Source organism: Nocardia sputi, from assembly GCF_023501985.1.
Genome location: NZ_JAMFLC010000004.1, coordinates 399,416 through 420,196, shown reverse-complemented (window position 1 = coordinate 420,196; position 20,781 = coordinate 399,416). Strand labels below are relative to the sequence as shown.

Sequence of the window (20,781 nt, the reverse complement as noted above, 5' to 3'; positions counted from 1 at the left end):
ACCTGCCGTGACCGCTGGCTATAACCTGATGCCGAAGTCAATATTTGCTTTGCAAGCAAATATGTTTTGTAGTCAAAGATTATTGGGAGGTGGGCCGCATGTCAACCGAGGAGCGGGCCGGACTGGGCGTGGACGAGGGCATCCGCACGCTGCTGCTACTCATGCCGCGCGTCGTGGGGCGGGCCAAGAAGCTGGGCGTTCCGAAGGAACTGGAATCGTTCTCGCTGGCGCCCCGGCACCTGTCGCTGCTGGCCAACCTGGTCTTCGACGGCCCGACCACGGTGACGGATCTGGCCGCCCGCCTGGAAGTGGCTCCGACGACGGTGAGCCTGATGGTCGGCGAACTCAGCAAGCAGGGTGTGCTCGACCGCGGCGCGGACCCGGACGATCGGAGGCGCACCATCGTCGCCATCGCGCCCGCCCACGAGCAATCCGTGCGGGAATGGCTCGGTCGCAGCGCCCGGGCCTGGCGTACGGTGCTCGAGCCCCTGACGGCGGAGCAGCGGAAATTGTTCGTCGACACGTTCCGCGCTTACGAGGACCAGCTGGCCTCGGACGATTGAGGCCGCCGGGACTCAGTACCGGCGCGGGCCGCCCGCCATCTCCTCCAGCCGGGCAATGCGCTCGTTCATCGACGGGTGTGTGGAGAACCAGCGGGCGACCTTCTCGCCCGGACGGAACGGGTTGGCGATCATCAGGTGCGACTGCGCCGCCAGCCGTGGCTCGGGCGGAAGCGGAGCGGTGTGCACGCCACGCTCGATCTTCCGCAGCGCCGACGCGAGAGCCAGCGGGTCGCCGGTGAGTTCGGCGCCGGACTGGTCGGCCTGGAATTCGCGCGAGCGCGAGACCGCGAGCTTGATCAACGTCGCGGCGATCGGGCCGAGCAGCGACACCAGCAGCACGGCAAGCAGGTTCGGGCCCTCCCCGTTGCGGTTGCCGCCGAACATCGACAGGTAGAAGGCCAGATTGGCCACGCCCGAGATGACCGCGGCAAGCGCGCCCGCGATGGAGGAGATCAGGATGTCGCGGTTGTAGACGTGCGAAAGTTCGTGACCGAGCACGGCCCGCAATTCCCGCTCCTCGAGAATCTGCAGGATGCCGCTGGTGCAACAGACAGCGGCATGGCGGGGACTGCGTCCGGTGGCGAAGGCGTTGGGCGCGTTCGTCGGGCTGATGTACAGCCTCGGCATCGGCTGGCGCGCGGTGGTGGCCAGTTCACGCACGATCCGGTACATGACCGGAGCCTCCAGCTCGCTGACCGGCTGGGCGTGCATTGTCTTCAACGCGATCTTGTCGCTGTTGAAGTACGCGTAGGCGTTCATGCCCACCGCGAGCAGGATGGCGATGACCAGGATCGTCGGATTGCGGAACAGCGCGCCGATGAACACGATCATGGCCGACAGGCCCACCATCAGCCCGAAGGTCTTCAGCCCGTTCGCAAGCCCGTGTCCGTGCATGTGTCTCCCTTGCCCGCTCCCCCGTTCACCGAGTCGCCTGACAGCAGGTCAACGATAGAAGCCGCAGGCAAAGTTCCGGTGAATCCCCCACCGCGCCGAAACCAGCCCGAGGAAATCACTCCGCGCCCGCATGGGACCGTTCTTCGACGCGCGGATCACCCCACGCGTTCGATGGTGTACCGGACCAGCCGCTCGAGGGCGTCGTTGGCGGGGCCGTCCGGGAGCGCGGACAGCTCGGCATAGGCGAGATCGGCGTAGCCCTGCAGCTTCTCCTTCGCCAGCACCATGCCGCGGGAATCGGCCAGCAGATCGAGCGCCTCCGCGACCTCCTCGTCGGTTTCCAGCGGACGGGCCAGCAGTTTGCGCAGGCGGTCGCCCGCGGCGCCGTCTTCGCGCAGCGCGTACAGCACCGGCAGGGTGTGCACGCCTTCGCGCAGGTCGGTGCCCGGGGTCTTGCCGGACTGCTCGGAGACGGAGGAGATGTCGATGATGTCGTCGGAGATCTGGAAAGCGGTGCCGACCGCGTCGCCGAGGCGGGCCAGCCGCTCGACGTGCTCGGGGTCCGCGCCGGAGAAGGTGCCGCCGAATCGGCCCGCGGCGGCGATGAGCGAACCGGTCTTCTCCCACACCACACGCAAGTAGTGCTCGACCGGATCCTGGGATCCGCGTGCGCCCATGGTCTCGCGCATCTGACCGGTGACGAGTTCGGCGAAGGTCTCGGCGATGATGCGCACCGCGTCGGGGCCGAGGGTGGAGGTGAGCCGGGACGCGTGCGCGAACAAGTAGTCGCCCGCGAGGATGGCGATGTTGTTCCCCCACCGCGAGTTGACGCTCGGAGCGCCGCGGCGCATCGGGGCCTCGTCCATCACGTCGTCGTGGTACAGCGTGGCCAGGTGGACGAGTTCGACGACGGTGCCCGCGGTGATCAGAGCGGGATCGGTGGGGCGCGGGCCGAGCTGGCCGGTGAGGATGGTGAAGAGCGGACGGAAACGTTTACCGCCGGCCTTGGCCAGGTGCAGCGCGGCCTCCTGGAGGAATTTCGCACCGTCGGAGAGCTCGTCGACCAGGAGTTTCTCCACGTCGGCAAGGCCGTCGCGCACCGTGTCCGCGAGCCGGGGGTCACCGAGGTCGACCCCGGCCACGACCGTGCTCACGTCGCTCCCGGCTTCGCTGTGCCCGCCGTGCGCCGTGCCCATGATTCGCTCGCTGCGCTCGCTCATGGCCGATGTGCTCATTTCTTCTCCCAGCGATGCGTCCGACCCCACGGTAGAGAACCTAGCGTGTCCCCGTCGGATGGCCCATGAACACCGTCACTCTGTGGTGGATCGGCCACCGCCGCACCGCGTCGCTCGTGACCGTCCACGGCGCGAGCGCGACCGCCGTCGACACGGAAGAGACGGCCCTGCGAGTATGGACCGCATGGGTTCACCGGAAGCGAGTCCCGCGAGCGACGAGGACGCGTTGCCCAGCCGGGCCGAGGTGCTGGTCGTCGGCGCGGGCCCGGCCGGATCGGCGTCGGCGGCATGGGCGGCGCGGGCGGGACGGGACGTGGTGCTCGTCGATTCCGCCGTTTTTCCCAGGGACAAGACCTGCGGTGACGGGCTCACCCCGCGCGCGACCGCCGAACTGGAGCAACTCGGTCTCGGCGAGTGGGTGCGCGCGCACATCGTCAACCACGGCCTCCGGATGACCGGCTTCGGCCGCGAGGCGCTGCTGAGCTGGCCGGGCGGTTCCTTCCCGACGTACGGCAGCGCGGTCCCCCGTACCGAACTCGACGACAAGCTGCGCGAGACGGCGGTGAAGTCCGGCGCGCGCATGGTGGACGGGACGAAAGTGGTCGACATCACCCGTGACGGCGACCGGGTCACCGGTGTGACGGTGCGCACGGCCGACGGCACTCGGACGATCGCTTGCCGGACGCTGGTGGTCGCCGACGGAGTGCGTTCACCGATCGGGCGGCTGCTCGGGCGCACCTGGCATCGGCAGTACGCGTACGGCACCGCGGCGCGCGCCTACATCAAGTCCGGCCGCAGCGACGACCAATGGATCACTTCGCATCTGGAGTTGCGCGACGCCGCGGGCGAGCTGGTTCCCGGCTACGGCTGGGTGTTCCCGCTCGGCAACGGTGAGGTGAACATCGGCGTCGGGTCGCTGGCCACGGAGCGGCGGCCCTCGCACATCGCGTTGAAACCGCTGCTGGGGCACTACACCGCGCTGCGCAGCGAGGAATGGCAGTTCGAGGGCTCGCTGCGCGCGGTGGCGTCGGCCCTGCTTCCGATGGGTGGCGCGGTCTCGAACGTGGCCGGACGCAACTGGGTCCTGATCGGTGACGCCGCCGGCTGCGTGAACCCGCTCAACGGCGAGGGTATCGATTACGGCTTGGAGGGCGGTCACATGCTGGCCGACCTGCTGGACGAGCCCGACTTCACCGCGGTCTGGCCGCAGGTGCTGCGCGCCCGCTACGGACGCACGTTCTCCGTGGCCCGGCGGATCGCCGGACTGGCCACCCACCCGCGCATGGTGCCGCTGGGTGGTCCCCCCGTGATGCGCTCGAAGTATTTGCAGCGCACGGCCGTCCGGGTGATGGGCAACCTGGTGACCGACGAGGACGTCGACCTGACCGCGCGGGCCTGGCGGATGGCGGGCCGGGCGTCGCTGCGCTTCGACGAACGCCAGCCGTTCGGATAGGGACGGTGGCCGGCGCGATGGGCGAACAACGAGCCCGCGGATTGCCCGCGCTGTCTCTGCTCCCGCATCTGCGCCGAGCCAGGGACCTGGCGGACCGGCGTTACGCCGACCCGCTCGATCTGGACGAGCTGGCGGCGGCCGCCGGGGTGTCGAAATACCACTTCTTGCGCGCGTTCGCCGCGGTCTACGGCCTCACCCCCGCCGCCTACCTGGCCGAGCGGCGCATCGAACGCGCGCAGGATCTGCTCCGGGCGACCAACCTCACGGTCACCGAGGTGTGCATGGTGGTCGGTTACAGCAGTCTCGGCTCGTTCAGCAGCAAGTTCCGCCAGCTGGTCGGGGTCACGCCATCGGAGTATCAAGCGAAGTTCGCCGACGGCGCTCCGCGCATCCCCGGTTGTTTCGTCTTCATGCACGGGCTGTCGGACCGCAAGCGGACCGGCTGAGCAAACGGCGCAATTTCGGAGAAGCCCGCGGCGAGGCGCGCGCCATAGCCTGGGCCGCATGACGACGATTACGAACGTTTCCCTGGTCACGGTGTATGTCACGGACCAGGACGCAGCAAAACAGTGGTATGTCGACAAGCTCGGCTTCGTCGAGACCAGCGATGTCACGATGGGCGACAACGGTTTCCGCTGGGTCACCGTCGCGCATCCCGCGCAGCCGGAGCTGGAGATCACGCTGATGCTCCCGGGCCCGCCGCTGGACGAGCACTACGCCGACGCCGTCCGGCGCGCGCTCGCCAACGGTACGCACGGTTCGCTCGGCTTGCGGACCGAGAACTGCCAGAAGACCTTCGAAGAACTCACCGCCAAGGGTGTGGAGTTCGTTCAGCCGCCCGCCGAGCGGCCCTACGGGACCGAGGCGATCATCCGGGACAACTCCGGGAACTGGCTGGTGCTGATGGAGCCGAAGGAGTACTCGCCAAAGGACTTCGCCTAGAGGTGCCTAGGGCGAAGGGAAGTTGCCCCGGCGCACGCCGGGGCAACTCGCACGCTCAGGCGGTCGGCTTCGCGGACAGCCATTCCTCGATGAATTTGCGCTCGCTGTTGAGCACCCGGTGGTGCAACTGTTCGGCGAGCGGCTCGATCGCGCCGCCGACCAGTGGCACCTTCACCTGAACGGTGCCAACGACCTCGATCTCGGAACCTTCCGCTGTGGAGCGGATCTCGTAGGTGCCGGACATCACGGTATTGATGCCGCCGGTGCTGGCCTCGAAGGCGCCCTTGGCCACCTCGCCGACCAGCGGCTGCCAGTTGTCGGTGCGATCGAAGGTGAGCTCGCTCTTGAGGACCTTGCGCACCAGCGCCGGTACCTTGTCCTGCGCGGCCTTCTCGGTCATGTGGATGCGGATGGTGCCCGCCCCGTCCGGATGCGACAGCTCCAACGTCGCGGTCGGGGCGTCGGCGAAGCGAGCCCGCCAGACGTCATCGGTGGTGAGTGCCCGGTGGAGATCTTCGACCGGGACGGTGTAAGGCACGGTGAAGCTGAATTTTCGGGACATGGCCGTCACCGTAGCCGAGCCGCTCGGTAGCCTGTGGCGGTGTCGGAAACCAGTCGGTCCAGTGGGCGGCCGATCCGTCTGCGGCGGGCCAGGCTCGGGGTGCTGATCGCCGCGACGGCGGTGAGCGTGCTCGTCGGGCTGCTGGTGCTGGCCGCTTGGCGCAACGACTACCTGATCAGCTCCGACAAGGGCAGCACCACGGCCGAGGTGCTCTCGGCGGGGCGGCTGCGCTCGGCGGTCATGTATGTCACACCCGATGGAGAGACGCATAATCCGAAGGTCGGCGTCCTGTATCCGACCAACCTGACCGCGGGTGAGCGGATTCGCGTGGAATACAGCCGCAGCGACCCCGACTTGGTGCGCGTGGAAGGCCGTGACGTGCGCGTCGCCATTCCGCCCGCGCTGTCGGTCATCGTGGTGGTGTGGCTGCTCGCACTCCCCGCGCTGTGGTTGCTCACCCGCACGGGCAGGCGTGGTCCCGCTCCGGTGACCTGATCCGAGCGTGCCACCGCCCCGCAGCGTCGCGGCCCCGACAATTCGCCGGATCTTTCCGTGTCCTTCACTTCGGTGTGGCGGCGCGGCGCGGTGCACCCGTCACGCTGAGAAGGTGCGTGTAGCGATCGTCGCGGAGTCGTTCCTGCCGAATATGAACGGCGTCGTCAACTCCGTGCTGCGGGTGCTGGATCACTTGGACCGGCACGGGCACGATGCGCTGATCATCGCGCCGGACACCCCGCGCGGGCAGCCCACCGCACCGCGGCGCTATCAACGTTTCCCGGTACATCGGGTGCCCGCGGTCATGGTGCCGAAGATCAGCTCGCTGCCGGTCGGGTTGCCGCAGCCGGGCATCGTCTCGGCCATCGACGACTTCGACGCCGACGTGGTCCACCTGGCCTCGCCGTTCCTGCTCGGCGCGGGCGGACTGGGCGCGGCGCTGCGGCTGGACCTGCCGACCGTCGCGGTGTACCAGACCGACGTCGCGGGCTTTGCCAAGAGCTACGGGCTCGGCCTGGCGAGCCGGGCCGCCTGGAGCTGGACGCGGCGCATCCACGAAGGTGCCACCCGCACGCTCGTCCCGTCCCGGGCCGCCGCGGAGGACCTGGTCCGGCACGGTATCCCGCGCGTGCACCGGTGGGGCCGGGGTGTCGACATCGCGAGGTTCACGCCGAGCGCCCGCTCCGTCGAGTTGCGCGACTCCTGGCTGGGCGGCCGGGACCGCCTGCTGGTGGGCTTCGTGGGGCGGCTCGCCCCGGAGAAGCACGTCGAACGCCTCGCGGTGCTCGACGCCGACCCCGACATCCAGCTGGTGATCGTCGGCGACGGGCCGGAACGCCAGCGGCTGGCCCGTCTCATGCCGACCGCGGTGTTCACCGGCGAGCTCGGCGGTGACGAGCTGGCACAGGCGTACGCCAGCTTGGACGTGATGGCGCACGCGGGCGAGCACGAGACCTTCTGCCAGGGCGTACAGGAGGCGCTGGCGTCGGGAATCCCGGTGATCGGCCCCGACGCGGGCGGTCCGCGCGACCTGATCGCCCACTGCCGTAACGGCTACCTGCTGCCGGTGGACCGGTTCTGCGAGTTGTTGCCCAGCGCCGTCGCAGCGCTGCACGATCCGCGGCTGCGGGGCCGGTTCGCCGGAGCGGCCAGGAAGTCGGTGCTGTCGCGGACCTGGCCCGCCATCTGCACCCAGCTGATGGGCCACTACGCCGAGGTGACCGGTACCCGGATTCGGTTGCCGCATACGGCTTGAAACCCGGCTCGGCGTGACGGAAGTATCCCCGTGCCACGCTCGGTTCGGAACAGACCGCGAGTTAGGGTCTTGGCGTGGCGAAAACGCAATCGAACCGGGCCTCGTTGGACAAGCAGCCGCGCGAAGTCGCGTCGATGTTCGACGGCGTCGCCCGTCGCTACGACCTGACCAATACGGTGATCTCCGGGGGGCAGGATCGCTACTGGCGCTGGGCGACCCGCAAGGCATTGGCGCCGCGGCCGGGCGAGCGATTGCTCGATCTGGCCGCCGGAACCGGTGTGTCCACCCTGGAGCTGCGGAAATCCGGAGCCTGGTGCCTGGCGGCCGACTTCTCCAAGGGCATGCTCAGCGCGGGCCGGTTCCGCGATGTGCCGATGGTGGCGGCCGACGCGATGGCGCTGCCGTTCGCCGACGACTCCTTCGACGCGGTGACCATCTCGTTCGGGCTGCGCAATGTGGCCGACACCGACCTCGCCTTGCGCGAGATGCTGCGCGTCACCAAACCCGGCGGCAGGTTGGTCGTCTGCGAGTTCTCCGCACCGGTTCTCCCGCTGTTCCGCACGATCTACCTGGAATACCTGATGAAGGCGCTACCCAAAGTGGCGCGCGTGGTGAGCAGCAATCCCGACGCGTACATCTACCTCGCCGAATCCATCCCGGACTGGCCGAATCAGCGCAGGCTGGCGATGCGGATCGCGGCGAACGGGTGGTCGTCGGTGAAGTGGCGCAACCTCACCGGAGGAGTGGTCGCCCTGCACCGGGCGTACAAGCTCGGCTGAGCCCGGAGATCCTGATCACACCTCACCGCCGGATTCGTGTGCGGTGAGGTGGAATGTCACCTGGCGATAACGCGAGGTAAATCCCGCGCAATCGGCGGTCCGCATGATCGAAGGCATGTCTGACGCAGTGACCGGCCGCAGCGACGGCACCGCCCGAACGGCGTGCTCGTACTGCGGCGTGGGCTGTGGAATCACGGTGCGGACCGCTTCGAACGACGCGGGGCAGCCGGTGATCGCCAAGGTCAGCGGCGACAAGTTGCACCCGGCGAACGCGGGCAGGCTGTGCACCAAAGGCACGACCCATGCCGAGCTGATGCGCACCCCCGGGCGGATGGAAACCGCCTACCGGCGCTTCGAGCGCGGCCAGGTCCCGGTGCCGTTCCCCGTCGACGAGGCCGTGCACGAGGCCGCCACCCGGCTGCGGGCGATCCTGGACGAGCACGGTCCGGACGCGATCGCGCTGTATGTCTCCGGGCAGATGTCGCTGGAAGCGCAGTACCTCGCCACCAAGCTCGCCAAGGGCTATCTGCGCACGGTGCACATCGAGGCGAACTCGCGGCTGTGCATGGCCAGTGCGGGCACCGGGTACAAACAGTCCCTCGGTGCGGACGGGCCGCCCGGCTCCTACGACGACTTCGAGCACGCGGACCTGTTCTTCGTGATCGGCGCGAACATGGCCGACTGCCATCCGATCCTGTTCCTGCGGATGGCCGACCGGCTCAAGGCGGGCGCGAAGCTGATCGTGGTCGATCCGCGGCGCACCGAGACCGCCGAGCGCGCCGACCTCTTCCTGCAGATCGCGCCCGGCACGGATCTGGCGCTGCTGAACGGACTGCTGCACCTGCTGGTCGCCGACGGTGACATCGACGCGGAGTTCATCGCCGAGCACACCGAAGGCTGGGAGGCGATGCCGGAGTTCCTGGCCGACTATCCGCCGCAGCGGGTGGCCGAGATCACCGGACTGTCCGAGGCCGACATCCGGACCGCCGCCCAGTGGATCGGCGCGGCGGGCGAGTGGATGTCGCTGTGGACGATGGGCCTCAACCAGTCCACGCACGGCACCTGGAACACCAACGCGCTGTGCAACCTGCACCTGGCCACGGGGGCCATCTGCCGTCCCGGCAGCGGGCCGTTCTCGCTGACCGGGCAGCCGAACGCGATGGGCGGGCGGGAGATGGGCTACATGGGCCCAGGGCTGCCCGGCCAGCGCAGTCTGCTCTCCGCCGAGGACCGCGCGTTCGTGGAGACCGCGTGGCAGCTCGAGCCCGGCGCGCTACGCGCCGAAGCCGGGCCCGGCACGGTGGAGATGTTCCGCGGACTGGCCGAAGGGGAGATCAAAGCGGCCTGGATCATCTGCACCAATCCCGTGGCCACCGTGCCGAACCGCAAGACGGTGATCGCGGGACTCGAGGCGGCCGAACTGGTGATCGCCCAGGACGCCTACACCGAAACCGCGACCAACGCCTACGCCGACCTCCTGCTCCCGGCCACGCTGTGGGCGGAAGCCGACGCGGTGATGGTGAATTCCGAACGAAATCTCACCCTGCTGCAACAGTCGGTCCCGCCCATCGGCGACGCGCGGCCGGACTGGCGGATCATCGCCGATATCGCCACCGCGATGGGGTTCCCCGGCTTCGACTTCGCCTCCAGCGCCGAGGTGTTCGACGAGATCAAGCGGTTCGCCAACCCCGCGACCGGCTACGACCTGCGCGGCGTCAGCTACGAGGCGCTGCGCGACGGTCCGATGCAGTGGCCGTGCGCGCGGCCGGAGCAGCGGCGCAATCCGATCCGCTACCGCAACGACGGCGTCAGCCAGACGCTGTTCGTCGACGAGAACGGGCACCGGCCCCGGCTGGCCTTCGCCACGCCGAGCCGCCGCGCGGTGTTCTGGCCGCGGCCGCACATGCTGCCGGAGGAGATGCCGGACGACGACTACCCGTTCCTGCTGAACACCGGCCGCCTACAGCATCAGTGGCACACCATGACCAAGACCGGCAAGATCGACAAGCTGACCAAGCTGAACGGACAGCCGTTCGCCGAGGTGCACCCGGCCGATGCCGAGCGTCTCGGGTTGCACGAGGGCGACCAGCTCGAGATCGCCTCCCGCAGGGGCCGGGCCGTGCTGCCGGTGCAGGTCAGCGACCGAGTGCGCCAGGGAGATTGCTTCGTGCCGTTCCATTGGAACGACGAGCAAGGCGAATACCTGACCATCAACGCGGTCACCAACGACGCGGTCGACCCGGCCTCGCTGCAACCGGAGTTCAAGGCGTGCGCGATAGCGCTGCGCCGGGTGGCCGCCGTGCCGCGACCGAAATCGCCCGACGCCCTGCCCGCGACGGAGTCGGCGCACCCGCTGGCGGCCGTGCTCGGTCTCGACAGCGGCACCGCGCCCACGCTCAGCGAAACCGAGCGGATCTATCTGAGCGGTTATCTGGCCGCGCTGCAATCGCTTCCGGTGACGGGTCAGCCGGTGCTCCCGGAGTCGGCGCCGATGTCCGCGCACAGCAGGTTGTGGGTCGACGGTCTGCTGGCAGGCATGTACTCGCGTGCGGCGGCGGGCTCGGCGCCCGCGACGGACGCGGGTGACATCGGGCACGCGATCACCGTCCTGTGGGCCTCGCAGACCGGCACCGCCGAGGAATTCGCCGCCACGGTCGCGGCGCACCTCGCCGAGCACGGCTTCGCGCCCCGCCTGCTGGACCTGGATTCCTGCGAGCTGAGCGCGATCCGGGGTGACGTGCTGGTGGTCAGCAGCACCTTCGGCGACGGCGGGCCGCCGGACAACGGAGCCGATTTCTGGGATCGGCTGGCCGACGGCGCCGTGCGGCTGACCGGCGTGCGGTACGCGGTGTTCGCCCTCGGCGACTCCTCCTATGACGACTTCTGCGGCTACGGCCGCAAACTCGACGAGAGATTCGCCGCACTGGGCGCTACCCGGCTGCTCCCGCGCGTCGACAGCGAACCCGACTACGAAGACGCGGCCCAGCGCTGGCTCGACGACGTGCTCGCCGCGTTCGGCGACGGCCCGGCCGAGAGCCCGGACTTCCCCACCGCACTTCCGGCGCACGGTGCGACCGACTCGAGGCGGTCCACCCCCCGTGGCGGTGGAGTCGCGACCATGGAGTTGCCGACCGCCGCACCAGCGCTCGGCCGCCACCGTGGCGCACCCACACCGTTCACTCGCACGGCGCCCTTGCGTGCTCCACTCGTGCGCAACGAGTTGCTGTCGACCGCGGAGTCGTCGAAAGAGGTGCGCCGCTTCGGGTTCGATCTGCGCGGTCTGGACGCGGCCTACGAGGTGGGCGATTCGCTGGGCGTGTGGCCGGTGAATTCCACCTCGCTGGTCACCGAATGGCTGGCCGCGACCGGGTTGGACGGCCGTCGCGTCGTCGAGGTCGACCAACGCGAACTCCCCTTGGCCGAGGCGCTGCGCACGCATTACGACATCACGAAGGTCGGGCAGGATCTGCTCGGCTTCCTCGCCGAGCGCAACCACAACGGCAAGCTCGCCAAACTGCTGCGCCGGGACAATCGCAACGAGCTGGCGAGCTACCTGTGGGACCGGCAGGCCGTGGACGTGCTGCGCGACTTCCCGGTGCGGGCCGATCTGGTGGAGTGGCTCGGCACGCTGAAGAAACTACAGCCGCGCCAGTATTCGATCTCGTCGAGTCCGCTGGTCAGCCCGGACGAGGTGGAGCTGACCGTCGGCATCGTGCGTTACGGCGATCCCGCTGCCACCGGTTCGGCGGCGCGGCGCGGCGGAGTGTGCTCGACCTTCCTCGCCGACCGGGCGCACGCCGCCCGCACCGACCCTGCGGTGCCGATCTTCCTGCAGCGCGCACCGCATTTCCGTCCGCCCGCCGACCCGACCGCACCGATGATCATGGTCGGCCCCGGCACGGGTATCGCGCCCTTCCGCGGGTTCCTGCACGAGCGCAGGGCCCTCGGCTGCACCGGCCGCAACTGGTTGTTCTTCGGCGATCAGCATGCGGCGCAGAACTTCTACTACCGCGCCGAGCTGGAGGACATGTTCCGTTCCGGCTTCCTCACCCGCCTCGACCTGGCCTTCTCCCGCGACCAGCGCGAGCGGATCTACGTGCAGCACCGCATGATCGAGCACGGCGCCGAGCTGTGGTCCTGGCTGCGCGAGGGCGCCCATTTCTACGTCTGCGGCGACGCCAGCCGCATGGCCAAAGACGTCGACGAGGCGCTGCTGCGCATCGCGCGCGTCCACGGCAAGCTCGACGAGGACGGCGCACTGGCCTTCAAGAAGCAACTCGTCGCCGAAAAACGTTACGTCCGCGACGTCTACTGATGTTTCAGTTCGCCAGTACCACCTGAGACGGAGGAAAGGCTTGCCGTGGATGAGCCGACATACGACGAGTTGACGGACTCCATCGTTCGCGCCGGGAACTGGGAGGGTTTGAAAATCTCGGTTCGGGAAGGCATTCCGTACATCGTCGAACGCGATGGCGTGGCGCTGGCTCCTCCCGTCGCCATGCGATTCACTCCGGACACGCTGCGGGACTACTACCGGAAGGTTGCGGAGGACGCTCTGCGTGGCAGGCCTGAATCCCCCTGGGACTGGTGGATGGACTTGATGTCCACCCACCTCGGCGAGGCGATGTACGACATGGACCGCGTAGGCGGTCCAGTCGTGATCACGATCGGTGAGTTCGGCTCCACCGCGACCCCGGTCGGAGCGGATTGACGATCGTTCCCCCGCGTTCACACCGCGGGCGGGTTCAGGCGGGTGAAGTCCGGGAGACGGTAGTACGGGTAGTAAGGGTAGGGCGGGGTGGTGGCGCTGGCTTTGTCCAGGCGGGCGACCTGGTCGGGGGTGAGTTCCCAGCCGACGGCGCCGAGATTCTGGCGCAGCTGCTCCTCGTTGCGGGCGCCCACGATGACGGTCGAGACGGTGGGGCGGCGCAGTAGCCAATTGAGGGCGATCTGCGGGACCGTCTTGCCGGTCTCGGCGGCCAACTCGTCGAGGACGTCGACCACGTCGTAGAGCTTCTCCTCGTCCACCGGCGGGCCCGCCTCGGCGGTCCGGTGCAAGCGGCTGCCTTCCGGGAGTGGCCGTCCGCGACGAATCTTGCCGGTGAGCCTTCCCCAACCCAGCGGACTCCATACCACCGCGCCGACACCCTGGTCGCGGCCCAGCGGCATGAGTTCCCACTCGTAGTCGCGCCCGACCAGCGAATAGTAGACCTGGTGAGCGACGTACCTGGTCAGGCCGTTGCGATCCGCCGTGGCAAGGGATTTCATCAACTGCCAACCCGCGAAGTTGGACGCGCCGACATAGCGGATCTTGCCCGCGCGCACCAGATCGTCCAGTGCCGCGACGACTTCCTCCACCGGCGTGCCCGCGTCGAAAGCGTGCAGCTGGAACAGATCGATGTAGTCGGTACGGAGCCTGCGCAGCGACCCCTCCACCGCACCGATCAACCTGGCCCGGCCGGACCCGGCGTCCAGCGGACCCGGGCCGGTCGGCAGTGTCGCCTTGGTGGACAGCAGCACCCGATCACGCCTGCCCTTGACCGCGGCGCCCAGCACCTCCTCGGAGGCGCCGTCGGAGTAGACGTCGGCGGTGTCGAACATGCTGACACCGGCGTCCAGACTGATGTCGACCAGCCGTCGCGCCTGCTCGGCGTCGGTGTCGCCCCACGCGCCGAACAATTCGCCCCGACCGCCGAAGGTGCCCGCCCCGAAGCTCAGGGCCGGCACGTGCAGGCCCGATGAGCCGAGCCGCCGGTACTCCATCTGCGTGTCCACCGTCTGATCGTTCACTGGAGCACCCTCCTAAAGGGTCTATAGTTCCGTTAACGATTCGAACGATACACCCGTCCACGCTTAAATGAAACTGGAGTGCCGTTATGGAGCTTGAAGACGCCACACCCGGCTCGGTTCGACCCGGTGGACGGACCGCGCGGGTCCGCGCGGCCGTCCTCCAGGCGGCGGGCGATTTGCTGGCCGAACGCGGCTTCGCCCATCTGGACCTCGCCGAGGTCGCGGCTCGCGCCGAAGTAGGCAAGACCACCGTCTACCGCCGCTGGCGCACGCCCCCCGGCCTGATCGCCGACCTGCTGGTCGGCATGGCCGAACAGTCGCTGCCACGCGTGGACACCGGCTCGCTACTCGGCGATCTCACCGCCAACGCCCGCCTGGTCGCGAAGACACTCTCCGACCCCCGCCAAGGCAGGCTCTTCCGCGCCGTGATCGCGGCCGCCACGTGCGACGAGTCGGCCGCGTCCGCCCTGCGCCGCTTCTACGACGTCCGGCTCACCGAATGGTCCGCCTGTGTGGATGCCGCCATCGCGCGAGGTGAAGCGCCCGAGCACACCGACGCACGCGCGGTGCTTTCCGCCGTGTCGGCCCCGCTCTACTACCGGCTGCTCGCCAGCGGCGACCCGATCGATGACGCCGCGGCGGACATGGCCGCCCAGGCCGCCGTCGACGCCGTCACCGCGGGCACCTTCGTGACCACCGGTGGACGGCACTGAGCCGACTCCGGCTAGTCGAGCACCGCTGCCCTGGTCTCGGCAGTCCAGTCGGCGCGGCGGCCGGTGAACGCGAGGACCCGCTCCCAGTCGGACGCCGCCGCCGCGACCGGCACCACCGGCCCGAACAAGCCCGGCACGCCCTCGGCGGGAGTGTCGCGCAGCATGTCCAAGAGAATCGCGCCGGACCGGGCATCACACGTGAAAGGCTGGCCGGTGGCCTTCGCCAGATCCCAGCCGTGCACGACCACCTCGTCCAGCGCGAACCTGGCCATCACCGGGGCGGGCTGGCTCACCCCACCCGCCTCCGTCACGCCGTCCCAGGCCGCGGGCTCCCGCCACGCTGCTACCAGGGCATCGAGCCGGGCAGGGATGCGCGAGCGCCAATCTTCCGGCAGGGCGCGCTCGGCAGGGGAATCCGGCGCGACGGACCTGCCGACGGCCTCCTTGGTGGCCGACTGACGAAACGCCTCGGTCAGATCGTCGACGTGCGCGAGCAGAGCACCGACCGTGATGTCCGCGCAGGGTGTCGGCGCCGCGAGCTGGTCGTCGGTGATGCGGCCGATCACTGTCGCCAGCGCGGTAGCGGCCGGTTCGAAATCGAATTCCGGATTCATCGGATCTCCTGAGCCGGGGATATGTCCAACCATGTAGACACAACCGCCGCGCGGAATTCATCGGTCCGGAGGGAACGCGCCGAGCCAGCGCCGCCGCCGCGTGAGCGCTCCGGTCAGCCGTCCGACGCGATGCGGTCGGTTTGTCCGCGATGGACGGCGAGCGCGGTATGCAGGAAGTCCAGGATCAGCGAAAGCTGGGCGGCGTCGTAGCGATCGAGAGCCTGCGCACCTGCCCGGCCGACGGGTTCGAAGATCCGCTCCGCCACCTCTCGCGCAGCGGTGGTGGCGGTTACCAGCACGCGCCGCCGATTGGACGGATCCTGACCGCGCACGACGAATCCGGCACGTTCCAGTCGATCGATCGCCGCGGTGGTGGCCGCGGGGCTGAGTTTCACCGCGGCACTCAGCTCGCCCGCAGGCAGCGGGCCACGGCCGAGCACCACATCCAAGCACCGCATATCGGTGCGGTTCACGCCGAGGTGTGCGGCGACCGCCTCGTCGAAGACGTCGAAGCTCTGCTGAAGCAGCCGCAACTGCATGCCGATTTCGCCGATGAGCTTATCTTTCGACATTCCAAACTTTCTGTTATCGTAACTTTCGTTGATCGAAATCATAGCACGGAGGCGCACCGCCATGACCGACACCCGCGACCGCACCGACGACGACGCCCGGATCCGGGCGCTGTTCGGAGACCTCATGCAGGCGTGGACCGACAACGACGCCGATGCCTACGCCGGGTATTTCACCGACGACTCCGACTACGTGTCCTATGACGGCACCCGCGCCATCGGCCGCGCCCAGCACCAGCACAATCACGACAAGCTCTTCCGAGGCGTGCTGGCAGGCTCCGCACTGGTCGGCGACGTGGAGTCGATCCGCTTCCTCACCTCCGACGTGGCGATCCTGCACGGCACCGCGTCGGTACTGATGCCATGGCGCTCGCGGCTGCCCGAGCGCAGGCTGTCGCGCCAGACACTGGTGCTGGTACGCACGTCCGAAGGCTGGCGGGTAACCGCGATTCACAACGGCCGGGTCCGCCCGGTCGCGATCCCCGAACCGGATTCCTTTCCGGCCGAGATGTCGCACCTCATGGGCCGCCTCGCGCGCAAGCTCGGACTCGGATCGCGCAGGCCCGCTCCGTGATCGGCACGCGCGAGACCGAACCGTCCCGACCGGCTCGCCACACCGCCGTTACCTACTCGTAGCGGCGAAATGCGCTGGAAAAGCGGACAATTGGTAGATGAAGGGTGATCGGGTGGAGATCGTCGTCGACGTGGGCGACGGGTCTCGCAGTTACGAGATCGCGGCTACCCGGGCGGGGCGGCGGGTCGAGGTACGGATCGCGCGCGGCGTGGTCGAAGTCAGCGAAGTGACGCGATCGGGGACGGCGGTGCGGACCGCTCGATTCATGGCCGGGCGCACCCTCGCACTCGTCGAGCACCCCGCCGACGCGACGGCGCCGCAGATCGGCGAAGAACGACAACGTTGACGGGGAGATGCTTGCCGTACGGTCCTGCCGCGGGCATCCTCGATGCAGCCGAAGTTGAACGTCCGCCTCGATTGCGGCGCGCCACGACGGGTATGCCGATCGAGAGGCCTACATGGAGAGGAGCGCACGATGTCAGATCCCCTTGCCGACGCGGTCCCGGAGGCCGATCTCGCCGAGCAGTCCGTTCCGGCGTATCCGGAGGAGCCGGTGCTCGCCGACGACCTGCCGGAAGAGGACGTCGTCGAGCGGGCGATCCTGGAGCGCGACATCTTGGAGGCGAACCCCGCGGACGTGATCGAACAGTCCATCGCGGTTCCGATCGATGACGATCCCGAGGAGGACCTCGGCTACTGACCGCCCCGGCCCGCGCTCAGGGCTAAATCTTCGCCCGCACCGTCGTGTGCAGTTCGCGCAGGCTCGACCGCTCGGTGGCCACCTCCAGCACGCGCACGCCGTGGGCGTGCCCGGTCAGCTCGGTGGCCAGTTGCTGCGGGTCCACCTGCCGGTGCGGGATGCGGTAGGCGGCGCACAGTGCGGCGAGATCCATGCCGTGCGGGGTGCCGAAGACCCGCTCGAACACGCCCGCGTACTGCGGGTCGCCCTGTTCGAGCAGCTCGAAGATGCCGCCGCCGTCGTCGTTGGCGACCACGATGGTCAGATCGGCCGGCCGCGGTTCGCCGGGTCCGATGAGCAGGCCGGACGCGTCGTGCAGGAACGTCAGGTCACCGATCAGCGCGATGGTGCGCCCCTCGTGATGCAGAGCGGCGCCGACGGCCGTGGACACCGTGCCGTCGATACCGGCCACGCCGCGATTCGACAGCACTTCGATCCCCGGCCGCGGATGCGACACCAGCGCGGCGTCACGCACCGGGTTCGAGGCGCCGAGCAAGAGTTGGTCACCTTCGCGCAGCGCGTCCATGACGACAGCGGCGACGTGCAGCCCGGTGGGTTTCGGGTGCCGGGCCAGTTCGGCCCGCACCACTTGCTCGGCTTTGGCGTTCAGTTCGCGGCAGTGCTCCAGCCATTGCGCTCTGGGCGTGCCGGTGATGACAGCACGCGTGCCGGTTCCCACCACATTGCCGGACACGTCGGGCCATCGCGGCCCGGTGGTCAGCGCGTAGACCCGCACGTCGGGATCCGCGAGCACCTTCGAGACCTGCCGGTGCAAAGTGGGGCGGCCGGTGATGATCGCCTGCTTCGGCCGCAGCAGCGGCAGCGCCAACGGGTGCAGCGCCGGACCGTGCATGGGGGCGGTGGGCTCCGCGACGGTCGGCAGATGCGCCAGCTCAGGGCGCAACCCGGCGCCGTGTCCGGAGATGACGACGGTGTCCGGGGTGAGGTCCAGTTCGAGCGGCACGTCGAGCGTCGCGTACTGGGTCTCGGTCCAGGCGCACTCGCCCGCGCGACCGGCGGGAGCCGACTCGCCGGGCGCGAGGTCGGGGACCAGCGGCTCGCGCAGCGGCACATCGAAGTGCACCGGGCCCGCATTGCCGGAGCGGGTGCCGCGCGCCGCCGCGAGCACCCGGCAGACCGCTGAGCGCCACTGGCTGTTCTGGTGGCCGTACGGCTGGTGATCGCCGTCGCCCGCCTCCTCCTCTGCCAGACCCAGCGAGATGGTGGCGCGTACCTGGCTGCCGAACAGGCCGAACTGCTCGACGGTCTGGTTGGCGCCGGAGCCGAGCATCTCGTAGGGCCGGTTGGCGCTGAGCACCACCAGCGGGACCCTGGCGTAGTTCGCCTCCAGCACGGCAGGCCCGAGGTTGGCCACCGCGGTGCCCGAGGTCATCACGACGGGGACGGGGAGCCGGCTGGCGATCGCGAGCCCGACGGCGAGGAATCCGGCCGTCCGCTCATCGATCCGCATGTGCAGCCGCAGGCGCCCGGCCGCGTCGGCAGCCTGCAGGGCGAAGGCCAGCGGAGCGTTCCGGGAGCCGGGGCACAGGACGACATCCCGCACGCCCCCGCGCACGAGTTCGTCGACGACGACCTGCGCTTGTGCTGTAGACGGGTTCACGCCTCCAGACTGGCAGACAGTCAACTAGAAGTCGCCGCCGGGAGGCTCGCAATCACACTGTGTCATCGCACACCCTGCGGCTTCGCGCAGTGGCTCGCCCATGAATCACCCGCACCGCCGCCATCGACCGGAGCGTGATCCGGTATCCCGCGTCGCGCCCTCGTGCGTCGGCTCCCTCGCCGTCTCCATAGGGGGTCGGCCTCGAGGCTCATCAATCGCTGCGTGACCCCACCGGTTCGGCCAAGCCTTTCGAGCGAAGCGAGACCGAGCATCGTCCGTTCACGGCCCGGCTCGTGTCCGTGTGGCCGTCGCGTAGGCGACGAACGAGCAAGCGGCGGCCGCTGGGGTCGCGAACCTTGATGGGGCCGCGAACACGCCGCGTGGAAGGCGCGGCAAACGAACAAGCCCGCCAGTCACCGGGTGCCGCGAACCCTAGCGACCAAGCGCCGGCAAAACCGAACAGCCGAGAGCACCCAGCATGGAAGGCGCTGGGAACAAACGCAGCTCGCGTCCGAGCGACCGACCCGTCCGCGACGAAGTCGTCGGCGGTGGCCGCTCGGACGCGAGCCGTACAGGGGCGCGAACTCGCGCTGCCCGACGCGCTGTGCACAAGCACAGCGCTAGGAGATCACTTGGCGTGCTTCTCGATCAGGTCGCCGACCCGCGGGAGCGCCTCGATGACGTTCTTCTTCGCCGAGGAGCGCATCGAGGAGTAGACCTTCTTCAGGGCGGGGCGAGTGGAGGACTCGGCCCGGGCGTCGGTGACGGCGAGCAACGCCTCGGCGACCTCGTCGGACTTGGCGACGAGCAGATCGGCGAACTTGCCGGAGCCCGACGCGGCGTATTCCTGCCAGAACGGCTCCAGCTGCGCGACGAGCTTGGGCGCCAACGACTCCAGCGCATCGGGCACGATGGACGGGCTGATCTTCTTGACCGCCGCGTAGCCACCCTTCACAGCCAGGCCGGACGCACCACCCTTGTCCGAGACCTCGGCGTCGAGAACCTCGACGGCGTCGGCAAGGAAAGCCGGGCGCTTCGCGTCGTCGAGCAGGGATTCAGACAGTGCTGCAACCACTTTCAGGTTCCTCCGGATCGGTATCGATGAACGAGCGAGGGCAACTATACGCACCCGCGCCAGCATTCACCCGGCTATGGCTGCCAGGGCAGCAACTCCACCATAAGGCCTTCGCAGTCCGCGAGCAGATCGCCCTGCTCATCGCGCAATTCAGCGGTGATGAAAGTCTTGCGCCCTTCGATCCGGTCGACCCGCCCGCGAACCGTCAGCGGTGCTTCCAGCGGAGTGATCTTGCGGTAGTTCACGTGCAGGTACGCGGTGCGACTGATCGGCCGTCCGGCGTAGTGCACGATCATGCCGAGCAGGTCGTCGAACAGCAGCGGCAGCACTCCGCCGTGCGCGGCCCCGTTTCCGCCGAGATGGAAGCGGCGGAACACACCGGTCATCTCGATGCCGTCTGGCCCCGCCTCGACCACCTGCCACGGCAGCAGCAGAAGGCTTCCCCGCCCGGGCAATTCGACGGCGCGGCCCGCCGGGCCCTGCAACTCCGGCGCGCGGTGGGGCTCCAGCAGCTCGATCAGTTCGCGGGCTTTGGCCTGCGCGGCCCCGAAGACGTCGTCCGGCGCGTCCGCCGACACCGCCAGATCCTGCAACGTCCGCATCGCTTCCACGAACCCGCCGAAGTTCGGCCCCACCCGCGCAGGCGTGACCTTCGGAAATCCCCCGTGCTTCTCGTACCGGGAGGCATCCACCGCAGTCCGGTCGATAACCGGTTTCACTCGCTCGCTCATACTTGCACGGTAACGCGTAGTTTTACACCGTCAAATCGAAGTCCGGCGCACACGGCGGCAAGCCGGTCGCCGGCACGCGTCCGAGCACCGCCACGAACCGTGCTGTCCGAGACACTCATAGAGCCCGACGGACTCATGAGTCGCATCCCGACGCCACCACACCGGCTCGACCACCGG

At 68.9% G+C, this 20,781-nt stretch carries 22 protein-coding genes; 13 read left to right on the top strand and 9 right to left on the bottom strand.

Features of this window, described 5'->3' with window-relative positions; genetic code table 11:
- The first annotated feature begins 98 nt into the window (after window positions 1-98).
- A complete protein-coding gene (locus M8859_RS09135; RefSeq protein ID WP_159921376.1) occupies window positions 99-563 on the top strand; it encodes a MarR family winged helix-turn-helix transcriptional regulator in 465 nt (154 codons plus the stop codon).
- Between the two features lie 12 nt (window positions 564-575).
- Here M8859_RS09135 and htpX read toward each other — a convergent pair whose 3' ends face one another.
- Together htpX and M8859_RS09125 are read right to left on the bottom strand one after the other, a co-directional pair.
- Window positions 576-1,457: a zinc metalloprotease HtpX gene (gene htpX / locus M8859_RS09130; protein WP_159921378.1), complete on the bottom strand. Its 882-nt coding sequence runs from the start codon at window positions 1,455-1,457 to the stop codon at window positions 576-578.
- Window positions 1,458-1,612: 155 nt separating this feature from the next.
- Window positions 1,613-2,653, bottom strand: coding sequence for a polyprenyl synthetase family protein (locus tag M8859_RS09125; RefSeq protein ID WP_249644092.1), 1,041 nt, complete (start codon window positions 2,651-2,653; stop codon window positions 1,613-1,615).
- Window positions 2,654-2,876: 223 nt separating this feature from the next.
- Here M8859_RS09125 and M8859_RS09120 point away from each other — a divergent pair, with 223 nt between their 5' ends.
- From M8859_RS09120 to M8859_RS09110, 3 genes are read left to right on the top strand one after another with little or no spacing between them, the layout of a single operon-like run.
- On the top strand, window positions 2,877-4,145 hold the full coding sequence (locus M8859_RS09120; RefSeq protein WP_159921380.1) for a geranylgeranyl reductase family protein: 1,269 nt from the start codon (window positions 2,877-2,879) through the stop codon (window positions 4,143-4,145).
- A gap of 17 nt (window positions 4,146-4,162) precedes the next feature.
- Window positions 4,163-4,591 (top strand): helix-turn-helix transcriptional regulator, encoded by a 429-nt coding sequence (locus M8859_RS09115; protein WP_159921382.1) that lies wholly within the window; start codon window positions 4,163-4,165, stop codon window positions 4,589-4,591.
- A gap of 58 nt (window positions 4,592-4,649) precedes the next feature.
- Window positions 4,650-5,087, top strand: coding sequence for a VOC family protein (locus M8859_RS09110; protein WP_159921384.1), 438 nt, complete (start codon window positions 4,650-4,652; stop codon window positions 5,085-5,087).
- Window positions 5,088-5,142: 55 nt separating this feature from the next.
- Here M8859_RS09110 and M8859_RS09105 read toward each other — a convergent pair whose 3' ends face one another.
- Window positions 5,143-5,649: a DUF2505 domain-containing protein gene (locus tag M8859_RS09105; RefSeq protein ID WP_159921386.1), complete on the bottom strand. Its 507-nt coding sequence runs from the start codon at window positions 5,647-5,649 to the stop codon at window positions 5,143-5,145.
- 39 nt (window positions 5,650-5,688) lie between these two features.
- Between M8859_RS09105 and M8859_RS09100 the strand changes: the two genes are divergently transcribed.
- From M8859_RS09100 to M8859_RS09080, 5 genes are all read left to right on the top strand, one after another.
- Window positions 5,689-6,144: a DUF3592 domain-containing protein gene (locus tag M8859_RS09100; RefSeq protein WP_249644087.1), complete on the top strand. Its 456-nt coding sequence runs from the start codon at window positions 5,689-5,691 to the stop codon at window positions 6,142-6,144.
- A gap of 112 nt (window positions 6,145-6,256) precedes the next feature.
- Window positions 6,257-7,399 carry a glycosyltransferase family 4 protein gene (locus M8859_RS09095; RefSeq protein WP_249644086.1) on the top strand — a complete coding sequence of 381 codons (1,143 nt, stop codon included), beginning with the start codon at window positions 6,257-6,259 and terminating at the stop codon, window positions 7,397-7,399.
- Window positions 7,400-7,473: 74 nt separating this feature from the next.
- Window positions 7,474-8,178, top strand: a complete 705-nt coding sequence (locus M8859_RS09090) for a demethylmenaquinone methyltransferase (RefSeq protein WP_195069593.1) — start codon at window positions 7,474-7,476, stop codon at window positions 8,176-8,178.
- Between the two features lie 115 nt (window positions 8,179-8,293).
- Entirely contained in the window at window positions 8,294-12,493 is a 4,200-nt protein-coding gene (locus tag M8859_RS09085) for a bifunctional nitrate reductase/sulfite reductase flavoprotein subunit alpha (RefSeq protein WP_249644085.1), read from the top strand.
- Between the two features lie 45 nt (window positions 12,494-12,538).
- Complete coding sequence (locus M8859_RS09080) at window positions 12,539-12,889, top strand: hypothetical protein (protein WP_159921396.1); 351 nt, start codon at window positions 12,539-12,541, stop codon at window positions 12,887-12,889.
- 17 nt (window positions 12,890-12,906) lie between these two features.
- On the opposite strand, the gene M8859_RS09075 is transcribed toward M8859_RS09080, so the two are convergent.
- Window positions 12,907-13,941 carry an aldo/keto reductase gene (locus M8859_RS09075; RefSeq protein ID WP_159921740.1) on the bottom strand — a complete coding sequence of 345 codons (1,035 nt, stop codon included), beginning with the start codon at window positions 13,939-13,941 and terminating at the stop codon, window positions 12,907-12,909.
- Between the two features lie 113 nt (window positions 13,942-14,054).
- On the opposite strand from M8859_RS09075, the gene M8859_RS09070 reads away from it, so the two are divergent.
- A complete protein-coding gene (locus M8859_RS09070; RefSeq protein WP_159921398.1) occupies window positions 14,055-14,681 on the top strand; it encodes a TetR/AcrR family transcriptional regulator in 627 nt (208 codons plus the stop codon).
- An 11-nt stretch (window positions 14,682-14,692) separates the two neighbouring features.
- Here M8859_RS09070 and M8859_RS09065 read toward each other — a convergent pair whose 3' ends face one another.
- Complete coding sequence (locus tag M8859_RS09065) at window positions 14,693-15,295, bottom strand: TIGR03086 family metal-binding protein (RefSeq protein WP_159921400.1); 603 nt, start codon at window positions 15,293-15,295, stop codon at window positions 14,693-14,695.
- A 113-nt stretch (window positions 15,296-15,408) separates the two neighbouring features.
- Window positions 15,409-15,930 carry a MarR family winged helix-turn-helix transcriptional regulator gene (locus M8859_RS09060; RefSeq protein WP_249644084.1) on the bottom strand — a complete coding sequence of 174 codons (522 nt, stop codon included), beginning with the start codon at window positions 15,928-15,930 and terminating at the stop codon, window positions 15,409-15,411.
- Here M8859_RS09060 and M8859_RS09055 point away from each other — a divergent pair.
- The 3 genes from M8859_RS09055 (at window position 15,929) to M8859_RS09045 (ending at window position 17,138) form a co-directional block, all read left to right on the top strand.
- Window positions 15,929-16,438, top strand: coding sequence for an SgcJ/EcaC family oxidoreductase (locus M8859_RS09055; RefSeq protein WP_159921402.1), 510 nt, complete (start codon window positions 15,929-15,931; stop codon window positions 16,436-16,438). The two genes, M8859_RS09060 and M8859_RS09055, sit on opposite strands and share 2 nt — an antisense overlap.
- Window positions 16,439-16,535: 97 nt before the next feature.
- Window positions 16,536-16,784, top strand: coding sequence for a DUF8836 family protein (locus M8859_RS09050; RefSeq protein ID WP_159921404.1), 249 nt, complete (start codon window positions 16,536-16,538; stop codon window positions 16,782-16,784).
- 129 nt (window positions 16,785-16,913) lie between these two features.
- Entirely contained in the window at window positions 16,914-17,138 is a 225-nt protein-coding gene (locus M8859_RS09045) for an Rv3202a family protein (RefSeq protein WP_159921406.1), read from the top strand.
- A 22-nt stretch (window positions 17,139-17,160) separates the two neighbouring features.
- Here the strand turns inward: M8859_RS09045 and menD are convergent, their stop codons facing one another.
- From menD to M8859_RS09030, 3 genes are all read right to left on the bottom strand, one after another.
- Window positions 17,161-18,798, bottom strand: coding sequence for a 2-succinyl-5-enolpyruvyl-6-hydroxy-3-cyclohexene-1-carboxylic-acid synthase (menD, locus tag M8859_RS09040; protein WP_195069595.1), 1,638 nt, complete (start codon window positions 18,796-18,798; stop codon window positions 17,161-17,163).
- Window positions 18,799-19,426: 628 nt separating this feature from the next.
- Complete coding sequence (locus M8859_RS09035; RefSeq protein ID WP_159921410.1) at window positions 19,427-19,873, bottom strand: DUF6918 family protein; 447 nt, start codon at window positions 19,871-19,873, stop codon at window positions 19,427-19,429.
- Between the two features lie 74 nt (window positions 19,874-19,947).
- The gene (locus M8859_RS09030; RefSeq protein WP_159921412.1) at window positions 19,948-20,604 is read right to left on the bottom strand and encodes a PaaI family thioesterase; all 657 of its coding nucleotides are present in this window, start codon (window positions 20,602-20,604) and stop codon (window positions 19,948-19,950) included.
- Between the last annotated feature and the right edge of the window lie 177 nt (window positions 20,605-20,781).